We start from the raw sequence: 16347 nt of genomic DNA, 5'->3' as shown, positions 1-16347 counted from the left end.
TTTGATTCTTCCCGGGCAAAAGGGGAAGCGATGGATGTTAATCAGTCATATTCTCTCCAGGTGTGCGAGCAGGCAACACACCTGAAGAACCGGACTTCACTCTCATCAGCGGATCGCAGCTGCCTGAGCCACCAGTATGCAAGGTTGTGACCGCACTCAGGGCATCGGACAGCACAGGTCGGCTTGGTTGCAACTGCATCCTCTTCATCCACAATGACAATCTCTTTCTCAACTCGTGCATTTGTCACTTTGAGGGATTCAGAGTCGATTATCTCTTCAGAATAGTCACATCTCCGGCAGTGCATACGTCCGGATCTGGCGATCATAAGGCTCTTACATTCAGGGCAGAAACGCATGACCATACTATATGTTGTGGATCTTTAAAGACTCCGCCATCCAGTACCCGTAAATGGCGGCTCCCTCATCCTTTTTCAGATCAAAAGATCAATACTCAGTACAATGAGTGAATATCTGGTACTCATCTCCTGCATTGGCTTTCTCCTTTTTTTAGTGCCAAACAGGTTTCGCTGGTATGCCGGTATTGTCGGATGGGCATCAATATCCTTAATTCTCCTCGTAGGTTTGCCGGGATACCTGGAGATTGGTAATTTCCTCTATCCGATCATCGGGGTTCTTTCTGTTCCATTTGTCTATGTAACAGCCCGGAGGCTGATCGAAGAGGATACTGTTACAGGCAGCCTGACGAGGGCGGCTGCATTCTCTTTCCTGATCTATGCACCATTTGGCTTTTTTGAGCCTCTGAAGAACTGGCTGATCGGCGTTGTCGTTAGCCAGACCGTCTGGGTGCTGGAGATGTTTGGGTATCCGGTGACCCTGTATGAATGGAATACCATCATGGGCGGCTCGATCCCCGGAATTGATATGGGGTTCCGTGTCGAGATCATCCTCGGCTGCACCGGCATCACCAGTATCGCGATCATGCTTGCGGTTGCGAATATGGTACCGACCACAACAAAACAGAAGATCCTCTCATTCCTCCTGATCGCACCCTCCATTTATATTCTGAATATATTCAGGAATGCCTACGTGATCATGGCATATACCGGCCAGTGGTATCCCTGGTTCCCGGATCTTGTCGATAATGGAAACTACGGGTATGCAAGCTTCTTCTGGGCGCACAATGTCTTCTGCGAACTGCTGGCACTTGCTATTTTAATCGCAATTGCCTATGGCCTCTTCCGGCTGATCCCCGATCTCGGGCTGCTGGCAGAGAAGCTGGTCAGCCAGTATATAGGGGATTTCAGGCAAGTCTTCCTGAGAGATAGATGATCCGCTGGATTGCAGAGAGGTTCGTGCAGATCGCGATGATGATGACCGAGGCCCATATGAATCCGGTTACGCCGCCGAGGATCAGCACAAGGAGGGTTTCGGGCCTTCCAAAAAATCCCACTCCTTCGAGCGGATCGTCGATCTTGCCGCATACCCGGTCTGAATAACCGACCTCGGCATAGACGACCGGCTTAATGAAGGTGTTCATCATGGAGCCGATGATGGCGAGCGCAACAACCCCGAAGTCGGCTATCGGCGGGAGGGCTGCAATTCCTGAGATGATGGCGATCCCGGAGAGGCCGACGCCGAGAAGGGCAAGTACATCGATATACTTGTCAATAATCCAGTCGAGAACCGCGCCGAAATTGCTGTCTCTGTCAGTCTTACGCGCGACGCTCCCGTCTACGAGATCGAGGATTGCGGATATGAAAAGGAGCAGTGAGCCAAGAAGGAACTGCTGGAAGGTGAATGAGACCGCACACCCGATCCCGAAGACGAGGGAGAGGATGGTGATCTGGTTGGGAGATAAGCCAAGACGAACACAGAGGTCTGCAATTGGTTCAAGATACCTGATGCAGTGTGGACGTAGTGCAGTTATATTCATAATCTCCTCAACCCGGCTTTGTATAAACCCTATATTCTTAAGGTATTCAAAGAGATATATCAATCGAGAGGATCAGTATGAGAACGCATCCGAAGAAACCCCATGTTTTGATGATGTCCGAGATTACAGCAGATGGTAAGCTGACATTAAAGAAGGATGCATCAAGCAAGATCCTGATGAAATATATGGCGGAAGAGACCGAGACCCTTCTCCATACCACAAGGGCAGAGTGCGATGCGATCATGGTCGGCTCCCGCACCATCAGGATCGACAACTCGTTTCTGACTGTCAGGAAAGTCCCTGGGAAAAGCCCGATCCGTGTGATTCCAAACAGCAGGGGAGATCTCCCTCTTACAGCCAATATCTTCAGACCTGATGCAAAGACGGTGATTGCGGTCTCTGAGATCGCCTCTCGCGACCGCGTTGAGGCGATCCGTGCAACCGGTGCCGGGGTGGTCGTGTGTGGAGAAGAGGATGTGGATCTCCCTCTTCTCCTTGAAACACTGTACGAACAGTACGGAGTCCGTAAGATGATGGTGGAAGGGGGCCCGACCCTGAACTACCATATGCTGCATCACCGGCTTGTCGATGAGATACGGCTCATCCACCTTCCGTTCATCGTCGGGGGTGATGATACCCCTTCGCTTGTCGGTGGCATGCATATAGAGAGCGAAGACGAGATGATCAGGCTTGAGCTCCGCACCCATTACCTCTGCGGCACAAACCTTGTCACTGAATACGATGTACTCTATCCCGCGACATTATGAATTATATTGAACGCCAGATAACGCAGCAGAGGAGGAAAAAGCTGATTAAAAAAGGAGCTTTTGTACTTCTCCTCATTGTTCTTCTTGGCTTTGCTATCCTCGGAATCTTCAGCCTCTTCGACCCGATTGCCGGAGCCGATGTCTCCGTGATCCGGATTGAAGGGACGATAATCACCGGAGAAGCACACTCAGGCGGCTATATCGGGAGTGAATATGTTGGCGCCCGGATCAGGAAAGCCGCAGACGACCCCCTGACGCGGGCCATTGTGCTCAGGATAGATTCAGGCGGCGGCACCCCGGCAGCTGCGCAGGAGATCATCAGGGATATCCTCTATGCGAAAATGAAGAAGCCGGTTGTGGTCTCGATGGGCGATACTGCGACATCGGGCGCATACTATGTCGCCGCGTATGCCGATCGGATCTATTCGAGCTATGACACCATGACCGGGGGCCTCGGGGTGATATGGATCTTCTATGATACAAGCGATCAGCTTGAAAAAGATGGCCTTGCGATCGATGTCGTAAAATCCGGTGAGATGAAGGATATGACCTATTCCTATCGCGGGCTCACTTCAGAAGAGGAAGGTATGGCCCAGGATCTGGTTGATGCGAGCTTTAACCGGTTCTATACAGATATCAGCACCCAGCGGAATGTCAGCAGGGAGTTGATCGAAGATGCCCGCCTGATCCGGGGTGAACAGGCTCTTCTGATCGGGCTTGTTGACGAGATCGGCAATCTCCAGGATGCAATCGACGGGGCACGGGAGATGGCCAGGCTACGCTGATTGCAGTGTATGGGCTACTCCTCTACACCGCGCATAGAGAATCAGACGAGGGAGATTGGATCTCCCTTCATACATTCCCGGCAGACTGATGTTGCATAGTGGCCGGGAGGCAGGGTAAAATTCAGCAGGGCAGCATCGTCTTCGATCTCTGCCACTATCTCTGTTCTCAGGACAATCGGCCGGTTCGCTCCGTCAAATGCGCTCTCCAGGTACTGTGCCGCATTCCGGAACGCTTCATGGGTGATCCCGGCTTCAGATGAGAGGCGGATCATATGCTCCTCCATCGGGCCGGGGTTTGGAAGGGGGGTTGCTCCAGGCATGCATGCAGCGATCATTGCCCTGCCCCGTCTGATATGCTGGCGGGCTGTCGGGAGGTTCTTCTCTGTGGCCCGGTCGGTTCTGCCGTTTAAGTAGATGAGCGTGTCTCCCGCTTCCGGTTCATCCAGTGGGATGCCTCGGTCGAAGCGATCTGAGATGGCGGCATTGAAGAGGTAGGACTGCCATCCTGAGACGAACATGGTGAGGAGTTTCGGGGCCAGGGCTTTGAGCGCCCCCCTGTAATCGCCTTTGTGTTTTGAGAGGAAATCGAGCATCGCCCGCTCAAATCCAAGCCTTACCGGGAGTGCATACAATGCCGCTGCTGCATCGCCTGTATCCCTGAATGCCGCCCGAGCCGCCTTTACCTCCTCATCTTCATTCGGGAAGGGATCGCCGATGTAGATAGTAACCGCCTCCTGGTATTCTCCCCGAAGAATTGCTGCTCCGACCCTGTGGGTTACCGGCTTCTGGGCGCCAAACCGCTGGAGGCCGAAATAGTTCGGGATACCTTCCTTCACGGTTTCGGCAATCTCCTGAAGCGAGGCGAGGTTCTCTCTCTCACATCCCCGAATCCTGATTCCAAACCTGTTTCCTTCAAGATCTCCAAGCGAGAGGCCGAACTGGTGCTGCCCGACCGGCTCGACCGCCATATCCTTAAATGAGAGCGCCCTGACCTGGTCTGCTTCGACCTTATACAGCGAGATGTAGTGGGTAGCAACAGCGTTTCTGTCCTTTGTGCCAGCCCAGCCGATCCGTTTCCTGCTGATCCCAAGCCTTTTAGCGATCTCCTGGATCGCGTGCTGGTGCTCCCATGAGCGGCGGGTGACTCTGCAGATCAGAAACGGCCCGCTCCCGGTGAACGGCTTTGGGAGCTCTTCGACAACAAAGTCTTCTGGAACCGTCCTCAGCTTTCCGCCGATACCGGGATGATCATCTCCATAGTACCGCATCTGCAACTCGTGTTCCAGGGGATAGGGACTTGGGATCATAGGAGTTTGAGGTCCGAGGTGACCCGGTCAAGGAGTTCGGATTTGGCGGGTCCAAGTCCAAGGGCGGTGACGGTTCCCGGGGGGATCTCGGTGAGCCCGGCATCCTGGATGATGCATGCGGGGATACCGTTTGCCTCAGCAACCACCTTCAGCTCATAGAGCGCCCGCTCCCCGCTCACCTTCAGTGCGACCTTCTTCTGCCCCTCATCCATCCAGGCACGTTTCGATGCAGCACTGGCCTTCTCATAGGCTCCAACGGCTGCATGGGCGATCTGGGCGCATTTTTTCCCGCAGCTCATCTTCACATCGTCCCTGATGATCAGGCACTGTTTCCAGGCAAATTCGGGCGGATCTCTCATCGTGGGTATACATTGGGCTGGATGGATGAAATATATGACCCTGTGGATGATCCGGCGATATTCTTATCGTCTGAACGATGCCAGATTCTCTTATGACTGAACTTACTGTCGGAATGAAAGCACCGGATTTCTGCCTCCCTGATAGTGATGAACAGCTAATCTGCCTTGCTGAGCAGCGGGGCATCTATGTGGTGGTCTATTTCTATCCAAAAGACAACTCTTCAGGATGTACCCATGAGGCACGAGCTTTCTCGGATGCAATAGAGACGTTTGCCCGTGATAATACGCCCGTCTATGGGATAAGCCCGGATTCGATCGCAAGCCACAGGCGTTTCTCTGAGAAGCAGCACCTCACTGTCAATCTCCTCTCAGATCCCACACTTCAGGCGATCGAGGCGTATGGCGTCTGGAAACAGAAGAAGATGTACGGCAGGGAGTATATGGGGGTTGAACGGAGCACCTTCATCATCGATCCCGAAGGGATGATCGCTCATATCTGGCGTAAGGTGAAGGTGAAGGGGCATGTGGATGAAGTACTCGCACGGCTTGAAGAGCTGAGAGCACAGGGACGTTAGGGGCAGGCAAGCTCGCATCTCCGGCAGTAATCGATTCTCTCTTTTCCTCTCATTTTATCTGCATCCATCCGCTCCAGACACCGCTCCCGGCTGTATATTCCGGTTTCAAATGCCCTCATCGGGCAGGCGTTTTGGCAGTACCCCGGGCATTTCATGCAGGGATTTGTGTGATCGACCGGTGCTGGCAAAACGGATTCGATATCCGCCCAGACTGCCCGGAACCTGATTCTGGGCCCATAGCCCGGCACCAGCACAAGGTTGTTTCTTCCGATGCTACCGATTTTGGCCAATACTGCTGCATCCTTGAGGTAGATCCCGCCGTCATAGAGCTGGTAGGGGATAAGTTCTGCGTTGATCGCGTATGTTTCGTGGAGCCATCCGGCGAGCCGTCTGCCGATCGCTCCAAGCTGCCGATCCCCCGGTGTGCCACGCCCCTCTTCCCAGTAATCCATTTCAGGCGTGGCGGGATCATGGAAGAGGCCGATGATGATGTAGGTTCCCTGATCTCTCACTGATCCCTGGCCGTTGTCTGCCCTCGCAGAGGGGCAGTCTGTGAGCAGGGCTGCCGGGAGGCTGCCTCCCACATCTGCTCCGAGCATGAGTGCATGCCCGACTATCTCCTCAGTAATCTCCATGCCATTCTTCATCTGCAAGGGATGGAATTGAATGGTGAAAAATGATCCGGTCGTTTATTGATGGCGTTTCCCGGGTGTTCTATCATAAGCTGCCCCGGTGAAAAGAGCAATAACATTTAGGGGAGAAGTATTCAGGTGATGACTGCTCCTCCCCACCGCTATCCCGTGCCCGCATTTGATCTCTTCAATGTCCTCTTCGAGCAGATCTATGACCCGGCGATGACGGTCGTCCTCTCCTTTGGGGGGCATGTCTATGAGGATGTGCTGAAGACGGCGACGATGAGGCTGATCGGATCAAATCCCTATATCAGATCGAAATTTGCGGTTGTGGATGGACAGCCGGTCTGGGAGGAGATTCCGGAAGATGAGTGGGAGAGGGCATTTGCTCTTCTTCATTCCGGGGAGGATGACGCTCCTCCGCCTGCCGTTCTTCCTCCAGCACCCGATGTCCGGGCAGGCCCGCAGATCCGCGTAACGGTGTACCGCGGATCGGGTGGTGATACCGTATGTGTCACATGCCACCATGGCTTCTGCGATGCAAAGGGTCTCCTCACGATGGCTGAGGATCTCTGTTCGGCATATCGGGGGGTCATGCAGGATCCAGGGTGCCGCCCCCCCTCCACCGGCCTCTATGACCGGACAACAGACCGCATCCTCTCTCTCTATACCGATGAGGAGTGCAGGCTGGCGATTGCAGAAGAAGAGCCGTTCGTCGACCGCTGGCATTTCCCGGCTGAGAGGTTTGGGTATGGCATCCAAAAGGCCGCATACCGGACACTTCCGGAGGAGCGGCTTGCCAGGATGAAGGCAATTGGGAAGGAGTATGGAGCCACCGTCAATGATGTCCTGATTGCCGCGTTCTTTTTGGCGTTTTTAGCGATCCGGGATGATCCCGCAGATCGTGGCGCTCCCCGTGGCATTCTGACATCCGCTGATATGCGGCGGCTCCTGCCGGGGAATGAACGCCTGCCGCCGATGAACCTCTCGGTTGCCTTTGAACTGACGCTTTCAGTGGATTTTCGTGCAACACTTCCTGATATCCTCCCTGAAGTGACGGCATTCATGAAAAGCAAAAAGGACGGCAGAATCGGGCCCGGCTGCATTCACTTCTATGAGGAGATCTATGCAGGCGGGATGGAGGCCGTGAATGCCTTCTTTGACGGGATGATCGAGCGATATAGAACAGATGGCGAGAAGAACCCGGTCTTTGCCAACCTGGGTGTTATCAATCCGGATGATTATCTTCCGATGCCTGGAAAAGACGGAACTGCTCTCTCCCTTGAACGGTTCAATTTCATCCCCTGCATCTGCTGGCCGTACGGGTTCCTGGTCACGGCCTACACATTCAGGGGAGCGCTTACCCTGATAACAGCATATGAGGAGGGGCCGTACTCAACCGAGACAGTGGAGCGTTTCCTGGAGTATATGGATGGGTACCTGCAGGTGTGAACTGATCGGTTGGGTGGAATGAGGGATGATCTGACATGACTCTACAAAGAAACAGTATCTTCTGGTTCACCCTCCTTCTGTGCGGTATCGCCTGTTGTATGGGTGCCGGCGCCTCGCAGAGTGCCGGGGATATACTAGAAATGGAAACCGATGGATCTGAGAGAGGAATTACTGAAGAGAATGAACGTGGGCATCTGCCTGACGTACCAGAAACCGGAGATACGGTTCCCTATATCGGACCGGGAGCAGGATCCACCTTTTCAGTGGCATATCACCCGTCTCTTCTCTATTATCTCGCAGGAGTTCTGTTGCTGCTTGCTGCCGGAGCTGTTTTCTATGCATTCAGGCGGATCTGCAGAGATAAAGATTGTGAGTAGCCGGAGGGAGATTTTTCCCCTTACCGCTTCTTTCCGGTCATTATTGTAAACCCTTTTCTCCTATGTGCGATTGCAACCTCCAAAAACCCTGCATCCTGAAAGAATGCGGCGATCTCATCGACTGAGTAATAGGTGACATACCGGAGAAATCGCCCTTTTACCTTCTCACCCTGGTATCTGCGTGCGATCTCCCCATCCTTCTCAATGAAGCCCAGCACGAGGGTTCCGTCTGGTTTCAGGAGCCGGTGTGCCTCCCAAAAGACGGGCAGGGGATCATCCAGAAAGCAGATGACGGTCATCATCAGGATGGCATCACAGGTATTGTCACGAAACGGGGTATGCTCTCCAACGCCGATAACAGTCTCAATCCCCCTTCTTTTCGCAATTTTCGCAAGAGAATGCGAGGGATCGATTCCCAGGGTTATGCAGAGAGGCGCTGCAAACCGCCCTGAACCAACGCCTATCTCGAGCATCAGCCCTTCTGCCGGCACCGCATCCCGCAGTATAGAGAGCTGGGCGGAATAGATTTTGGGATGATCGTCGAACCAGCGGTCATAATCATCCGCATGGTCTGTAAAGGCCTGTTGCAATGGGTTCATTTAATTGTCCTCTGGTCACATGGTATCGTATGGCAGCACGGAAGTCCCTTTCCCTCAGGGAGGCTGCCGATATTCTGGGTATCGGTGATGCGGCGAGTATCAGCCAGATACGCATCCGGTATCATACCCTGGTTCGGCAGTGGCATCCGGATGTCTCGGAATATGAATCTGAAGAGACACATAATGGCATGGTCCGCCTGAATGAGGCATATGAGGTACTGATTGAGTACTGTATGCGGTATGAGATTCCGTTATCTGATGAAGAACAGGTGCCTGGGGCAGATAAAGGATATGATCGCGACTGGATGGATCAGTACGGACATGATCCGATCTGGGGGCATGGGGAATCACGCTATAGTCCGCGATAATAACGGATTTCTCTCCTTTTTTTTTAACTCGCGGGGGTGAAGGGGGTGGAGCGGGAAGTCCCCGGTCTTCAGGCCGGGGATGAAAGCGGAGCCGCCCTTCCTCTCTACGATAGATATATCATCTTGGATGTACTATTATTTCATATCCCATATGAAGTATAAACTCGATAAATCTGCACATTCTGTCTATGCTCTCTACTATCATCTGGTGATGGTCGTGAAGTATCGCCAAAAAGCGTTATATTCAGACGATATTCGGGAACGTTTGAAAGATATTGTGTGGAACCTGTCGGAAGAATTGGGTATAGAGGTGGTTGCTCATGAACCCGCAGAAGATCACTATCACCTTCTGTTCAGGGCAACCCCGAAAACAAACCTCGTCAATGTTGCGAACGTGATCAAGGGCGTATCATCCCGAAGACTACGTCAGGAGTTCCCTGAAACAAAGAATCTTCTATGGGGCGACTCATTCTGGTCCCCGTCGTATTTCCTTGCAACATCGGGACAGGTAAGCCTTGATGCTCTGAAAGAGTATGTTGACTCTCAACTGGAGAAGTGAATGATTATCTCCTACAAGTATCGGGCATATCCTGATGCGGCCACTGAGGCAGAGCTGAATGCCGCACTCGATACGTGCAGGTGGCTCTATAACAGACTTCTCGAAGAATGTAATGCCATGCGGGAGAACGGGATCCGGCCAACCATGCGAGGAACGCAGGCACGGATCGTCACGCTGAAACAGGAGCATCCGTTTCTCAAAGGTGTGTACTCGAAAGTGCTTCAGATGGTGAACTATTCTCTCTGGAGTAACATCGCCGCACTCTCGCAGATGAAAAAGAGAGGACGAAAGATTGGGAAACTTCGATTCAAGAGCGCATCTCGATTTCGGACCCTCAACTATAATCAGTCCGGGTTTTGGATCGACTCAGAGCAGAGCACGATCACGTTCTCTAAGATCGGAACCGTTCCCTTTACGATGTACCGGCCATACACCGGATCGGTGAAAGGTGTCCTCATCACCCGGTCCGGTGATAAGTGGTTTGTGATCATCCAGGCAGAGCAGGCAGAAGCAGAGGCAGTCTCCGAGTCAATGCGTGAAGGGCGATCTGTTGGCATTGATGTTGGTCTGAACTCGTTTGCCGTTGATAGTGATGGTACAGTGATCGAGAATCCCCGGTTCTATGAGCGCTCGCTGAATACAATCAGGAAGTTACAAAGAAGCGTTGCGCGAAAACAGCGATTCTCGAAGAACTGGACGAAGGCAAAAAGTAAACTGGAGAAGGCGTATGATCATGTCACGAACCAGAAGAGAGATTTTCTTCACAAACTCTCCCGGAGCTACGTTGACAGGTATACAACGATCTGCATCGAAGACCTGGATATCAAAGGTCTGAAGGAGAAAAGGAGTTCGAAAGGGCTGCACAGGAGCATTCACGATGTTTCATGGGGACGATTCTATTTATATCTTGGTTACAAGGCTGAGAGTGCTGGTACACAAGTGATCAAAGTCGATCCCCGAAATACATCACAAATTTGCGCGAATTGTGGAAGCATCGTGAAAAAGACCCTTTCTGAGAGAGTCCATGAATGCCCGTACTGTGGGTATGTTGCCGATAGAGATTACAATGCTGCGGTGAATATTCACCGCGTGGGGATGGAACATCCCTTTGAGCCTGTGGAGTCGATACCTCTACGTCACATCTCTGTGATGCAAGTATTGTCCATGAAGCAGGAAGCCCCATCCTTCAGGGTGGGGTAGTTCACAATGACTTCAGGCCAGCGGATGGTGCTTGTCGGGATAGAGGAAGAGAATGTCGAGGGTGTCTGGAATGAGCTTGGGATGACGGTCGGGCAGGCGACAGCACCTTGTGTCCATTATGTTCAGGCCTGTCCCGGAACCGCTGTATGCAGGTACGGAAAGCAGGATTCTCTCGGACTTGGAATTGAGCTTGAAGGGCTGTACCTGGATCAGCAGCTCCCGGCGAAACTGAAGATGGGGGTTTCCGGGTGTCCACGGTGTTGCGGTGAGAGCTATCTCCGGGATGTCGGGGTTGTTGGAGATTCCAAAGGATGGACAGTCATCTTCGGTGGAAATTCCGGTGGTCGCCCGCGAATCGGGAACGTGGTCGCAAAAAACCTTTCAAAAGGGGAGGTGATCGACCTTGTGCAGAGGCTTGTTCAGTATTACAGGTCAAATGGGAAGCCGGGTGAGCGAACGGCGCGATTTGTTGAGCGTGTCGGTTTTGATGCAATAAAACAGGATGTCCTCTCTTTGATCCCCTATATCTCCTTAAAAGACCTGTAGTGTCGTTCAGAAGAAATCTTTCCTTTATTAAATAACCAGAACTCTTGTTCTGGGTAATGGCGATGGCTTTGTATCTGCCTGATGCCATCTTCAGAGTATTACCCGGAAAAAATACTCGTGTTCCCCGTCATCAAAGAGAAAGTATGGGGACAAAATAACATGCCCATGCCGGCGTGCAGGTAACGCGATCCTATGAAAACCCTCCTCCTCACACCGGTTCCGGACCGCCATACTCCCTGTTTTGAATGGCTTTGAGCATGAAATCCATAAACTGTTCAGCGTGCTCTGGATTCTCTGCATTATTTGGAATTGTCGCAGCATAGACGATCAGCTCCCCAACCCGGATATTGTCAATCGATTCAAAACGTTGATATCCGAGATTTACCTGGACTCTTTTATAATTATCCTGAAAGTCTGGATCCGAGAGATCGATTTCAGGAGGCAGATCTATCCAGTGAAGGCCGTGATCGCGTGCCACACTCCTGTATTCAAATGCATAATCGATACCTCCTGCATCAAGGAGTGCCAAGAGGTAGATGCTTCCTGATCGTATGCTTACTTTGTCACCCTCCGGGAGCAGGAGTTCCGGAAGAACGATTGAGATACCATTCTCCGATCTCTCTACAGATGCCCTGGGATTAATATGGTCTCCGATCATCGTGTCAAAGAGTTCATCATCTCCATAATACTCCCCGGCAAGCGCTGTTACCATCAGCGCCCGGTATCCGCACGCATCGAGCATGGGATTTGAAAAACCGATGTGAACCTCCGGCCTTGCAAGAATCTGGTACCAGTTATCCGCGGTAATCTCATCGGCATACCTGCTCTTGTCAGTATATGCGATCACGATCTGATTGGTCGCAAAAGGAACAAATGAATCTGCATACTGTCCTTCTCCACTATCCCTCTTCCTATACATCATATCCGGGATGAGAGCCTGGTCCGCTACTAACACCAGATCAAACCTGCGGTTTAAATCGGTTACCTGCCTGATTGCCTGGATGCTCCCATGACCTTCAACCTGAATGTCAACATCAGGGTGTAGATCCTCGTATGCCTCTTCAATAGCCTCAAGAGGAACAAGCATACTGCCTGCTGATACAACCCTGACAGTCATCTGTTCCTCTGATCTATCCATACATCCGGCACAAAGCAGGAGAAACACAGTAAAAACCAGCAGGACCCGCATTATTCACCGCCGCTTAACCTCAATGGTATCAACCCATTTTACCCATGAACTTGCCTCGACGATGGTATTCTCCTGATTCGAGATGATAATCACCCTGAGGGGACCTCCCCACTCTTCATCAATGATCTCGCCATCCCTCTCATATGCACAGATCACTGAAAGACCGGGGGACGGGATCTCTTTGAGATCTTCATTCAGGGTCATGAAACCTTCTCCATTGATCTGGTCTGCACCAAATACCCAGAGGTACCCATCATCTGCTGAAATATAGACGAGATCATTTTGTCCCATGCCTCCAACCCTCTCGATAAGATCAGAGATTAACACTCCACGATAGGTATTTGGACCCACTTTGATCCCTACGGTGGAGATGCCATATCCATATCCTTCGACAGATAGAAGCGATCTAAGCTCCTGAAGAGTGAGCACCTCTTCAGTATCGCCAATGAGGGTCAGATTCCAGATTCGATCATCGGTCTGTTCACCCGGTGCGCTCACGCAACCACAGATGAACAATGCTGCGATCAGTACGGCACACATGAAAAAAGTGCGATTTTGCATTGTTTCACGTCCTGCGCAATGCAATGCAGAGTCCGATACAGACTCCTCCAAAGACCACAATCATTGAGAGGGGAGTCTCTGTCGGGGCGGGAGTTGCCGCTATTGGAACCGGCTTCTCAATCAGCGATGATGCAAGGCTCCCGCGATCGCCGGTGAAACCTCCCTGGTACACCCGGATTTCATCGACCCATTTGATAGAAAGCCCACTGGTTGACGGGAGGAGATCATAGAAATGCTGTGCTGAATCAGGGAGAGTCTCATGCATATCATAATTTCCATACACATGCAGTCCCTCGTCATTTGTTGAATTGTCCGCAAAGAAGACAACCCGCATCCCCATATAGTAGTCAGGAACGTATCCTGTCCCCTGCCTTTCACCAGCTCCGGAATCAGCTCCATTATACCAGCAGATACCAATTGGTCCCTGACGGGGATCCGGTGTATAGATGTTGGCATATGGATACACCACATGGTAACCATCGGTTGCCCGGATCATAATGTCGTCCCCGGATTCTGCACCCCCGACAAGGTCACAGAGATCACGGACATTGGTTCCTTTCACAGCTCCACGATCCTTGAAGTTTGTCGTCTCTTCAGGATCCCATTTATCTCCATCAAAGACAGGGCCCTGGTGATAGTATCGAGTCTCTCCATCGCCAAGAACCGGTAGATGTGCTTCCATCCATTGATAATCAATGGTTGTATCATCAAGTATCGTCGTCTGATCGGGGGCAATCTTTGCCACATACACACTTGTTGTGGGGGCTGCATGAACTACTCCAGCCGTTAAAAGCAGGAGCACTATGAGCAGAGTTGCTTTTTTTAGGTGTTGTATCATAAAAAATCACTCACTTGGTTTTATACCATACATTCTGTTAATCCGTCTGGAATAACAGTCATCATTCGTGATATCGTTTCATCCGGACCCTGAATCTTAACTTCATAGGTTCCAATCCGCATATGCTCAAAGACATGCGGAGTCGTCTCTCCGGTATATCTCTCGTAAAGGTAGATTCTCTGTCCTGTTGGGGTGCTATTTACCAGGAGTGAACCGCTCTCATATGGAGTGAGGCGTGTTCTGATCGTGCCAGCAGATCCAGTGGTTTTGGGGAGAATGGTAATCTCATCACTTGCCGGAAGGTATCCTGGCTTTGAAACCACGATACGGTGTTTTCCCGGGCTGACATTTTCAATAATTACAGGAGTATCCCCCTCAACAGGGAAGCCATTGATGAAGACAGAAGCATCCGGGGGATCCGATTCAATCAGCAGATATGCCTCTGCTCTCTCATCCATCTGAATTGTAAGTGTCTCACCGTCCCGTATCCGATCAGGTATGGAAAAGGAGTAGTATGCATTATCGCAATGAATGGTAATCCATCCGCCATCTCCTTCAGATTCAACAGTTTCGGGTAGGGTATATAAAGGATATATGCCGTTTACCGTGAATTTCTCCCCGGCAAAATCATTGGATTCTATCATAATGCTCCTCAGATGCCTGTGTCCGATCGTGTCGATCCTGACAGGCATTATGGCATCAGCATGAACCCATACTCTCTGGTTTGGAGTGGCATCGTACTTGCTGTTTGCTTCAAACCGGATGCTGTGCAATCCTTCACGGATACCATAGAGGACGCTGGGTGTATTGTATACCGTATTGCGATTATCAAGTACAATCTCTCTGCCCTGAGGATACGATTCTATAGAGAGACCTCCGGAACGGTTCCGGTTGACTTTTTCAATTGAATCAGATTCCGTCTCCTTTTCAGTTTCGATTGTGACCTCCTCAACTTCTATCCGGGGATTTGTAACAGTTTTTTCTTCAGTCCCTGTTTCAAAACCAATAATGGAGAGTATGCTGCTCCACAATGAATCCAAAAATGACATTATCGGGCCGAAAAAACCCTGATCTTCTATCTGCTCTTTTGCTATGCTATCTTCAGTCTCCTGACTGCCATTTTTCTGACTGGTTATATCAGATTCCTCGCCGGAAATACCCGTAATAGGTGGTTTCTGGATCGCGGTTTCATTTGAAGTGATGGCAGTATCTTTTTCTTTTTTTTCGGATCGTGGGATGAAGATAGCATCGATGAAAACCGTTTCATCTTCCATTACATCGATAATGATGGTTTCGTTTTCATACCCTTCCATGACAAGAGTGATGGTTCGCTCGCCAGGATCAACCAATTCCAACACTGCATCTGTAAGGAGAGTCGTATCTTCATCATCAAGAAAGATCTGTGCGCCGGTTGGAATCGATGATATTTCAACAGTACCGCCAATCTTTGTCAGGTTGAAATTCACCATTTCAACTTCTTTATGTTTGATCGTTATCCATTTCTCATCCGGGATCTCATATCCCTTGAGACGAACAGAAATGGTATACATTCCTGTCTCAATATCTGTCAGTGTACAGGGAGTGTATCGCCCTGTATCCTGATCATCAAGATAGACTGATGCTCCTATTGGATCACTATCAATCTGAATGGATCCGGTTGGCTCGGCTTCGCTGTTGATGATTATCTCACGGACGAACTGAACCGAAAGCCCGGTTGTTGTTGGGTATTGTCCATTATAAAAATACCAGTATTCCTCGGGGAAGGTTGCCTTTTTATCTGAGACACCAAAAACATTCTTTCCTTCCGGGTTGGTTGAGGTGTCTGCAAAAAAGATCAGACGCATACCCGTCTGATAATCAGGCACATATCCGTCCTCGTGGTGATACCATGTAATTCCCATCGGTCCCTGGCGGGATTCCGGATGATACACATTTCCATAGGGGAATGTCCGTCTCATCCCATCAGATGCCCGTAGTGTAACGGTCTCTCCTTCCGACATCCCTCCGACAAGTTCACAGAGATCCCGCAGATCTGTTCCTTTCACAGCACCCATGTCTCTTAGATTTTCATCTTCAGCAGGATTCCAGATATCTCCTTCAAATATTGGCCCCTGATGGAAATAGTGTGTAGATCCGTCCCCGAGAACCGGGAGATTTGATTCCATCCATTTGTAATCCACCAGTCTTTCATTGAGAATTGTCACTCCATCTGCTGCATATCTGACGAGTCGAACCTCGGTGGTGGAGGCAGAACAAACCGAAATACAAAGCCCGGTTATAAGAATCAGGCAGAATAATAGTGTTTTAATGGTTTTTGTCATGAAAACACCTGTAACGTA

At 50.9% G+C, this 16347-nt stretch carries 20 protein-coding genes; 10 read left to right on the top strand and 10 right to left on the bottom strand.

Annotated features, from left to right (window positions below):
• Positions 1 to 41 precede the first annotated feature (41 nt).
• Positions 42 to 356: a transcription factor S gene (locus FTO68_RS03965; protein ID WP_255332084.1), complete on the bottom strand. Its 315-nt coding sequence runs from the start codon at positions 354 to 356 to the stop codon at positions 42 to 44.
• A gap of 103 nt (positions 357 to 459) precedes the next feature.
• On the opposite strand from FTO68_RS03965, the gene artA reads away from it, so the two are divergent.
• Positions 460 to 1290, top strand: a complete 831-nt coding sequence (gene artA / locus FTO68_RS03960; protein ID WP_255332083.1) for an archaeosortase A — start codon at positions 460 to 462, stop codon at positions 1288 to 1290.
• Here the strand turns inward: artA and FTO68_RS03955 are convergent.
• The gene (locus tag FTO68_RS03955) at positions 1262 to 1894 is read right to left on the bottom strand and encodes a CDP-alcohol phosphatidyltransferase family protein (RefSeq protein ID WP_255332082.1); all 633 of its coding nucleotides are present in this window, start codon (positions 1892 to 1894) and stop codon (positions 1262 to 1264) included. The genes artA and FTO68_RS03955 overlap by 29 nt on opposite strands.
• Before the next feature lie 77 nt (positions 1895 to 1971).
• On the opposite strand from FTO68_RS03955, the gene FTO68_RS03950 reads away from it, so the two are divergent.
• Positions 1972 to 2661: a dihydrofolate reductase family protein gene (locus FTO68_RS03950; protein ID WP_255332081.1), complete on the top strand. Its 690-nt coding sequence runs from the start codon at positions 1972 to 1974 to the stop codon at positions 2659 to 2661.
• Positions 2658 to 3446 (top strand): signal peptide peptidase SppA, encoded by a 789-nt coding sequence (gene sppA, locus FTO68_RS03945; protein ID WP_255332080.1) that lies wholly within the window; start codon positions 2658 to 2660, stop codon positions 3444 to 3446. Before FTO68_RS03950 ends, sppA begins: the two co-directional genes overlap by 4 nt.
• A gap of 41 nt (positions 3447 to 3487) precedes the next feature.
• On the opposite strand, the gene truD is transcribed toward sppA, so the two are convergent.
• On the bottom strand, positions 3488 to 4714 hold the full coding sequence (truD, locus tag FTO68_RS03940) for a tRNA pseudouridine(13) synthase TruD (protein WP_255332079.1): 1227 nt from the start codon (positions 4712 to 4714) through the stop codon (positions 3488 to 3490).
• A gap of 35 nt (positions 4715 to 4749) precedes the next feature.
• Positions 4750 to 5112 (bottom strand): peptidyl-tRNA hydrolase Pth2, encoded by a 363-nt coding sequence (gene pth2 / locus FTO68_RS03935; protein WP_255332078.1) that lies wholly within the window; start codon positions 5110 to 5112, stop codon positions 4750 to 4752.
• A 92-nt stretch (positions 5113 to 5204) separates the two neighbouring features.
• Here pth2 and FTO68_RS03930 point away from each other — a divergent pair, with 92 nt between their 5' ends.
• A complete protein-coding gene (locus FTO68_RS03930) occupies positions 5205 to 5687 on the top strand; it encodes a peroxiredoxin (protein WP_255332077.1) in 483 nt (160 codons plus the stop codon).
• On the opposite strand, the gene FTO68_RS03925 is transcribed toward FTO68_RS03930, so the two are convergent.
• Positions 5684 to 6334 carry a ferredoxin family protein gene (locus tag FTO68_RS03925; protein WP_255332076.1) on the bottom strand — a complete coding sequence of 217 codons (651 nt, stop codon included), beginning with the start codon at positions 6332 to 6334 and terminating at the stop codon, positions 5684 to 5686. The genes FTO68_RS03930 and FTO68_RS03925 overlap by 4 nt on opposite strands.
• 126 nt (positions 6335 to 6460) lie before the next feature.
• Here FTO68_RS03925 and FTO68_RS03920 point away from each other — a divergent pair, with 126 nt between their 5' ends.
• Positions 6461 to 7771, top strand: a complete 1311-nt coding sequence (locus tag FTO68_RS03920) for a condensation protein (RefSeq protein WP_255332075.1) — start codon at positions 6461 to 6463, stop codon at positions 7769 to 7771.
• A 35-nt stretch (positions 7772 to 7806) separates the two neighbouring features.
• Complete coding sequence (locus FTO68_RS03915; protein ID WP_255332074.1) at positions 7807 to 8148, top strand: hypothetical protein; 342 nt, start codon at positions 7807 to 7809, stop codon at positions 8146 to 8148.
• Between the two features lie 20 nt (positions 8149 to 8168).
• On the opposite strand, the gene FTO68_RS03910 is transcribed toward FTO68_RS03915, so the two are convergent.
• On the bottom strand, positions 8169 to 8747 hold the full coding sequence (locus FTO68_RS03910; protein ID WP_255332073.1) for a class I SAM-dependent methyltransferase: 579 nt from the start codon (positions 8745 to 8747) through the stop codon (positions 8169 to 8171).
• Positions 8748 to 8776: 29 nt separating this feature from the next.
• Between FTO68_RS03910 and FTO68_RS03905 the strand changes: the two genes are divergently transcribed.
• The 4 genes from FTO68_RS03905 (at position 8777) to FTO68_RS03890 (ending at position 11420) form a co-directional block, all read left to right on the top strand.
• A complete protein-coding gene (locus FTO68_RS03905; protein WP_255332072.1) occupies positions 8777 to 9115 on the top strand; it encodes a J domain-containing protein in 339 nt (112 codons plus the stop codon).
• A 151-nt stretch (positions 9116 to 9266) separates the two neighbouring features.
• Positions 9267 to 9674, top strand: a complete 408-nt coding sequence (gene tnpA / locus FTO68_RS03900) for an IS200/IS605 family transposase (RefSeq protein WP_255332071.1) — start codon at positions 9267 to 9269, stop codon at positions 9672 to 9674.
• Entirely contained in the window at positions 9675 to 10874 is a 1200-nt protein-coding gene (locus FTO68_RS03895; RefSeq protein WP_255332070.1) for an RNA-guided endonuclease InsQ/TnpB family protein, read from the top strand. It abuts the gene before it with no gap.
• Between the two features lie 6 nt (positions 10875 to 10880).
• Positions 10881 to 11420 (top strand): nitrite/sulfite reductase domain-containing protein, encoded by a 540-nt coding sequence (locus FTO68_RS03890; RefSeq protein WP_255332069.1) that lies wholly within the window; start codon positions 10881 to 10883, stop codon positions 11418 to 11420.
• Between the two features lie 208 nt (positions 11421 to 11628).
• Here the strand turns inward: FTO68_RS03890 and wtpA are convergent, their stop codons facing one another.
• From wtpA to FTO68_RS03870, 4 genes are read right to left on the bottom strand one after another with little or no spacing between them, the layout of a single operon-like run.
• Entirely contained in the window at positions 11629 to 12558 is a 930-nt protein-coding gene (gene wtpA / locus FTO68_RS03885; protein WP_255332068.1) for a tungstate ABC transporter substrate-binding protein WtpA, read from the bottom strand.
• A 54-nt stretch (positions 12559 to 12612) separates the two neighbouring features.
• The gene (locus FTO68_RS03880; protein ID WP_255332067.1) at positions 12613 to 13170 is read right to left on the bottom strand and encodes a molybdopterin-dependent oxidoreductase; all 558 of its coding nucleotides are present in this window, start codon (positions 13168 to 13170) and stop codon (positions 12613 to 12615) included.
• 4 nt (positions 13171 to 13174) lie between these two features.
• On the bottom strand, positions 13175 to 14008 hold the full coding sequence (locus FTO68_RS03875; protein WP_255332066.1) for an argininosuccinate synthase: 834 nt from the start codon (positions 14006 to 14008) through the stop codon (positions 13175 to 13177).
• Positions 14009 to 14028: 20 nt separating this feature from the next.
• Positions 14029 to 16329: a PEGA domain-containing protein gene (locus FTO68_RS03870; RefSeq protein ID WP_255332065.1), complete on the bottom strand. Its 2301-nt coding sequence runs from the start codon at positions 16327 to 16329 to the stop codon at positions 14029 to 14031.
• Positions 16330 to 16347: the final 18 nt, after the last annotated feature.

The sequence above is a fragment of the Methanocalculus taiwanensis genome (assembly GCF_024372745.1).
GTDB classification, from domain to species: Archaea; Halobacteriota; Methanomicrobia; order Methanomicrobiales; family Methanocorpusculaceae; genus Methanocalculus; species Methanocalculus taiwanensis.
Note: the sequence above shows the minus strand (reverse complement) of the source record. Positions and strands in the feature narration are given on the sequence as shown.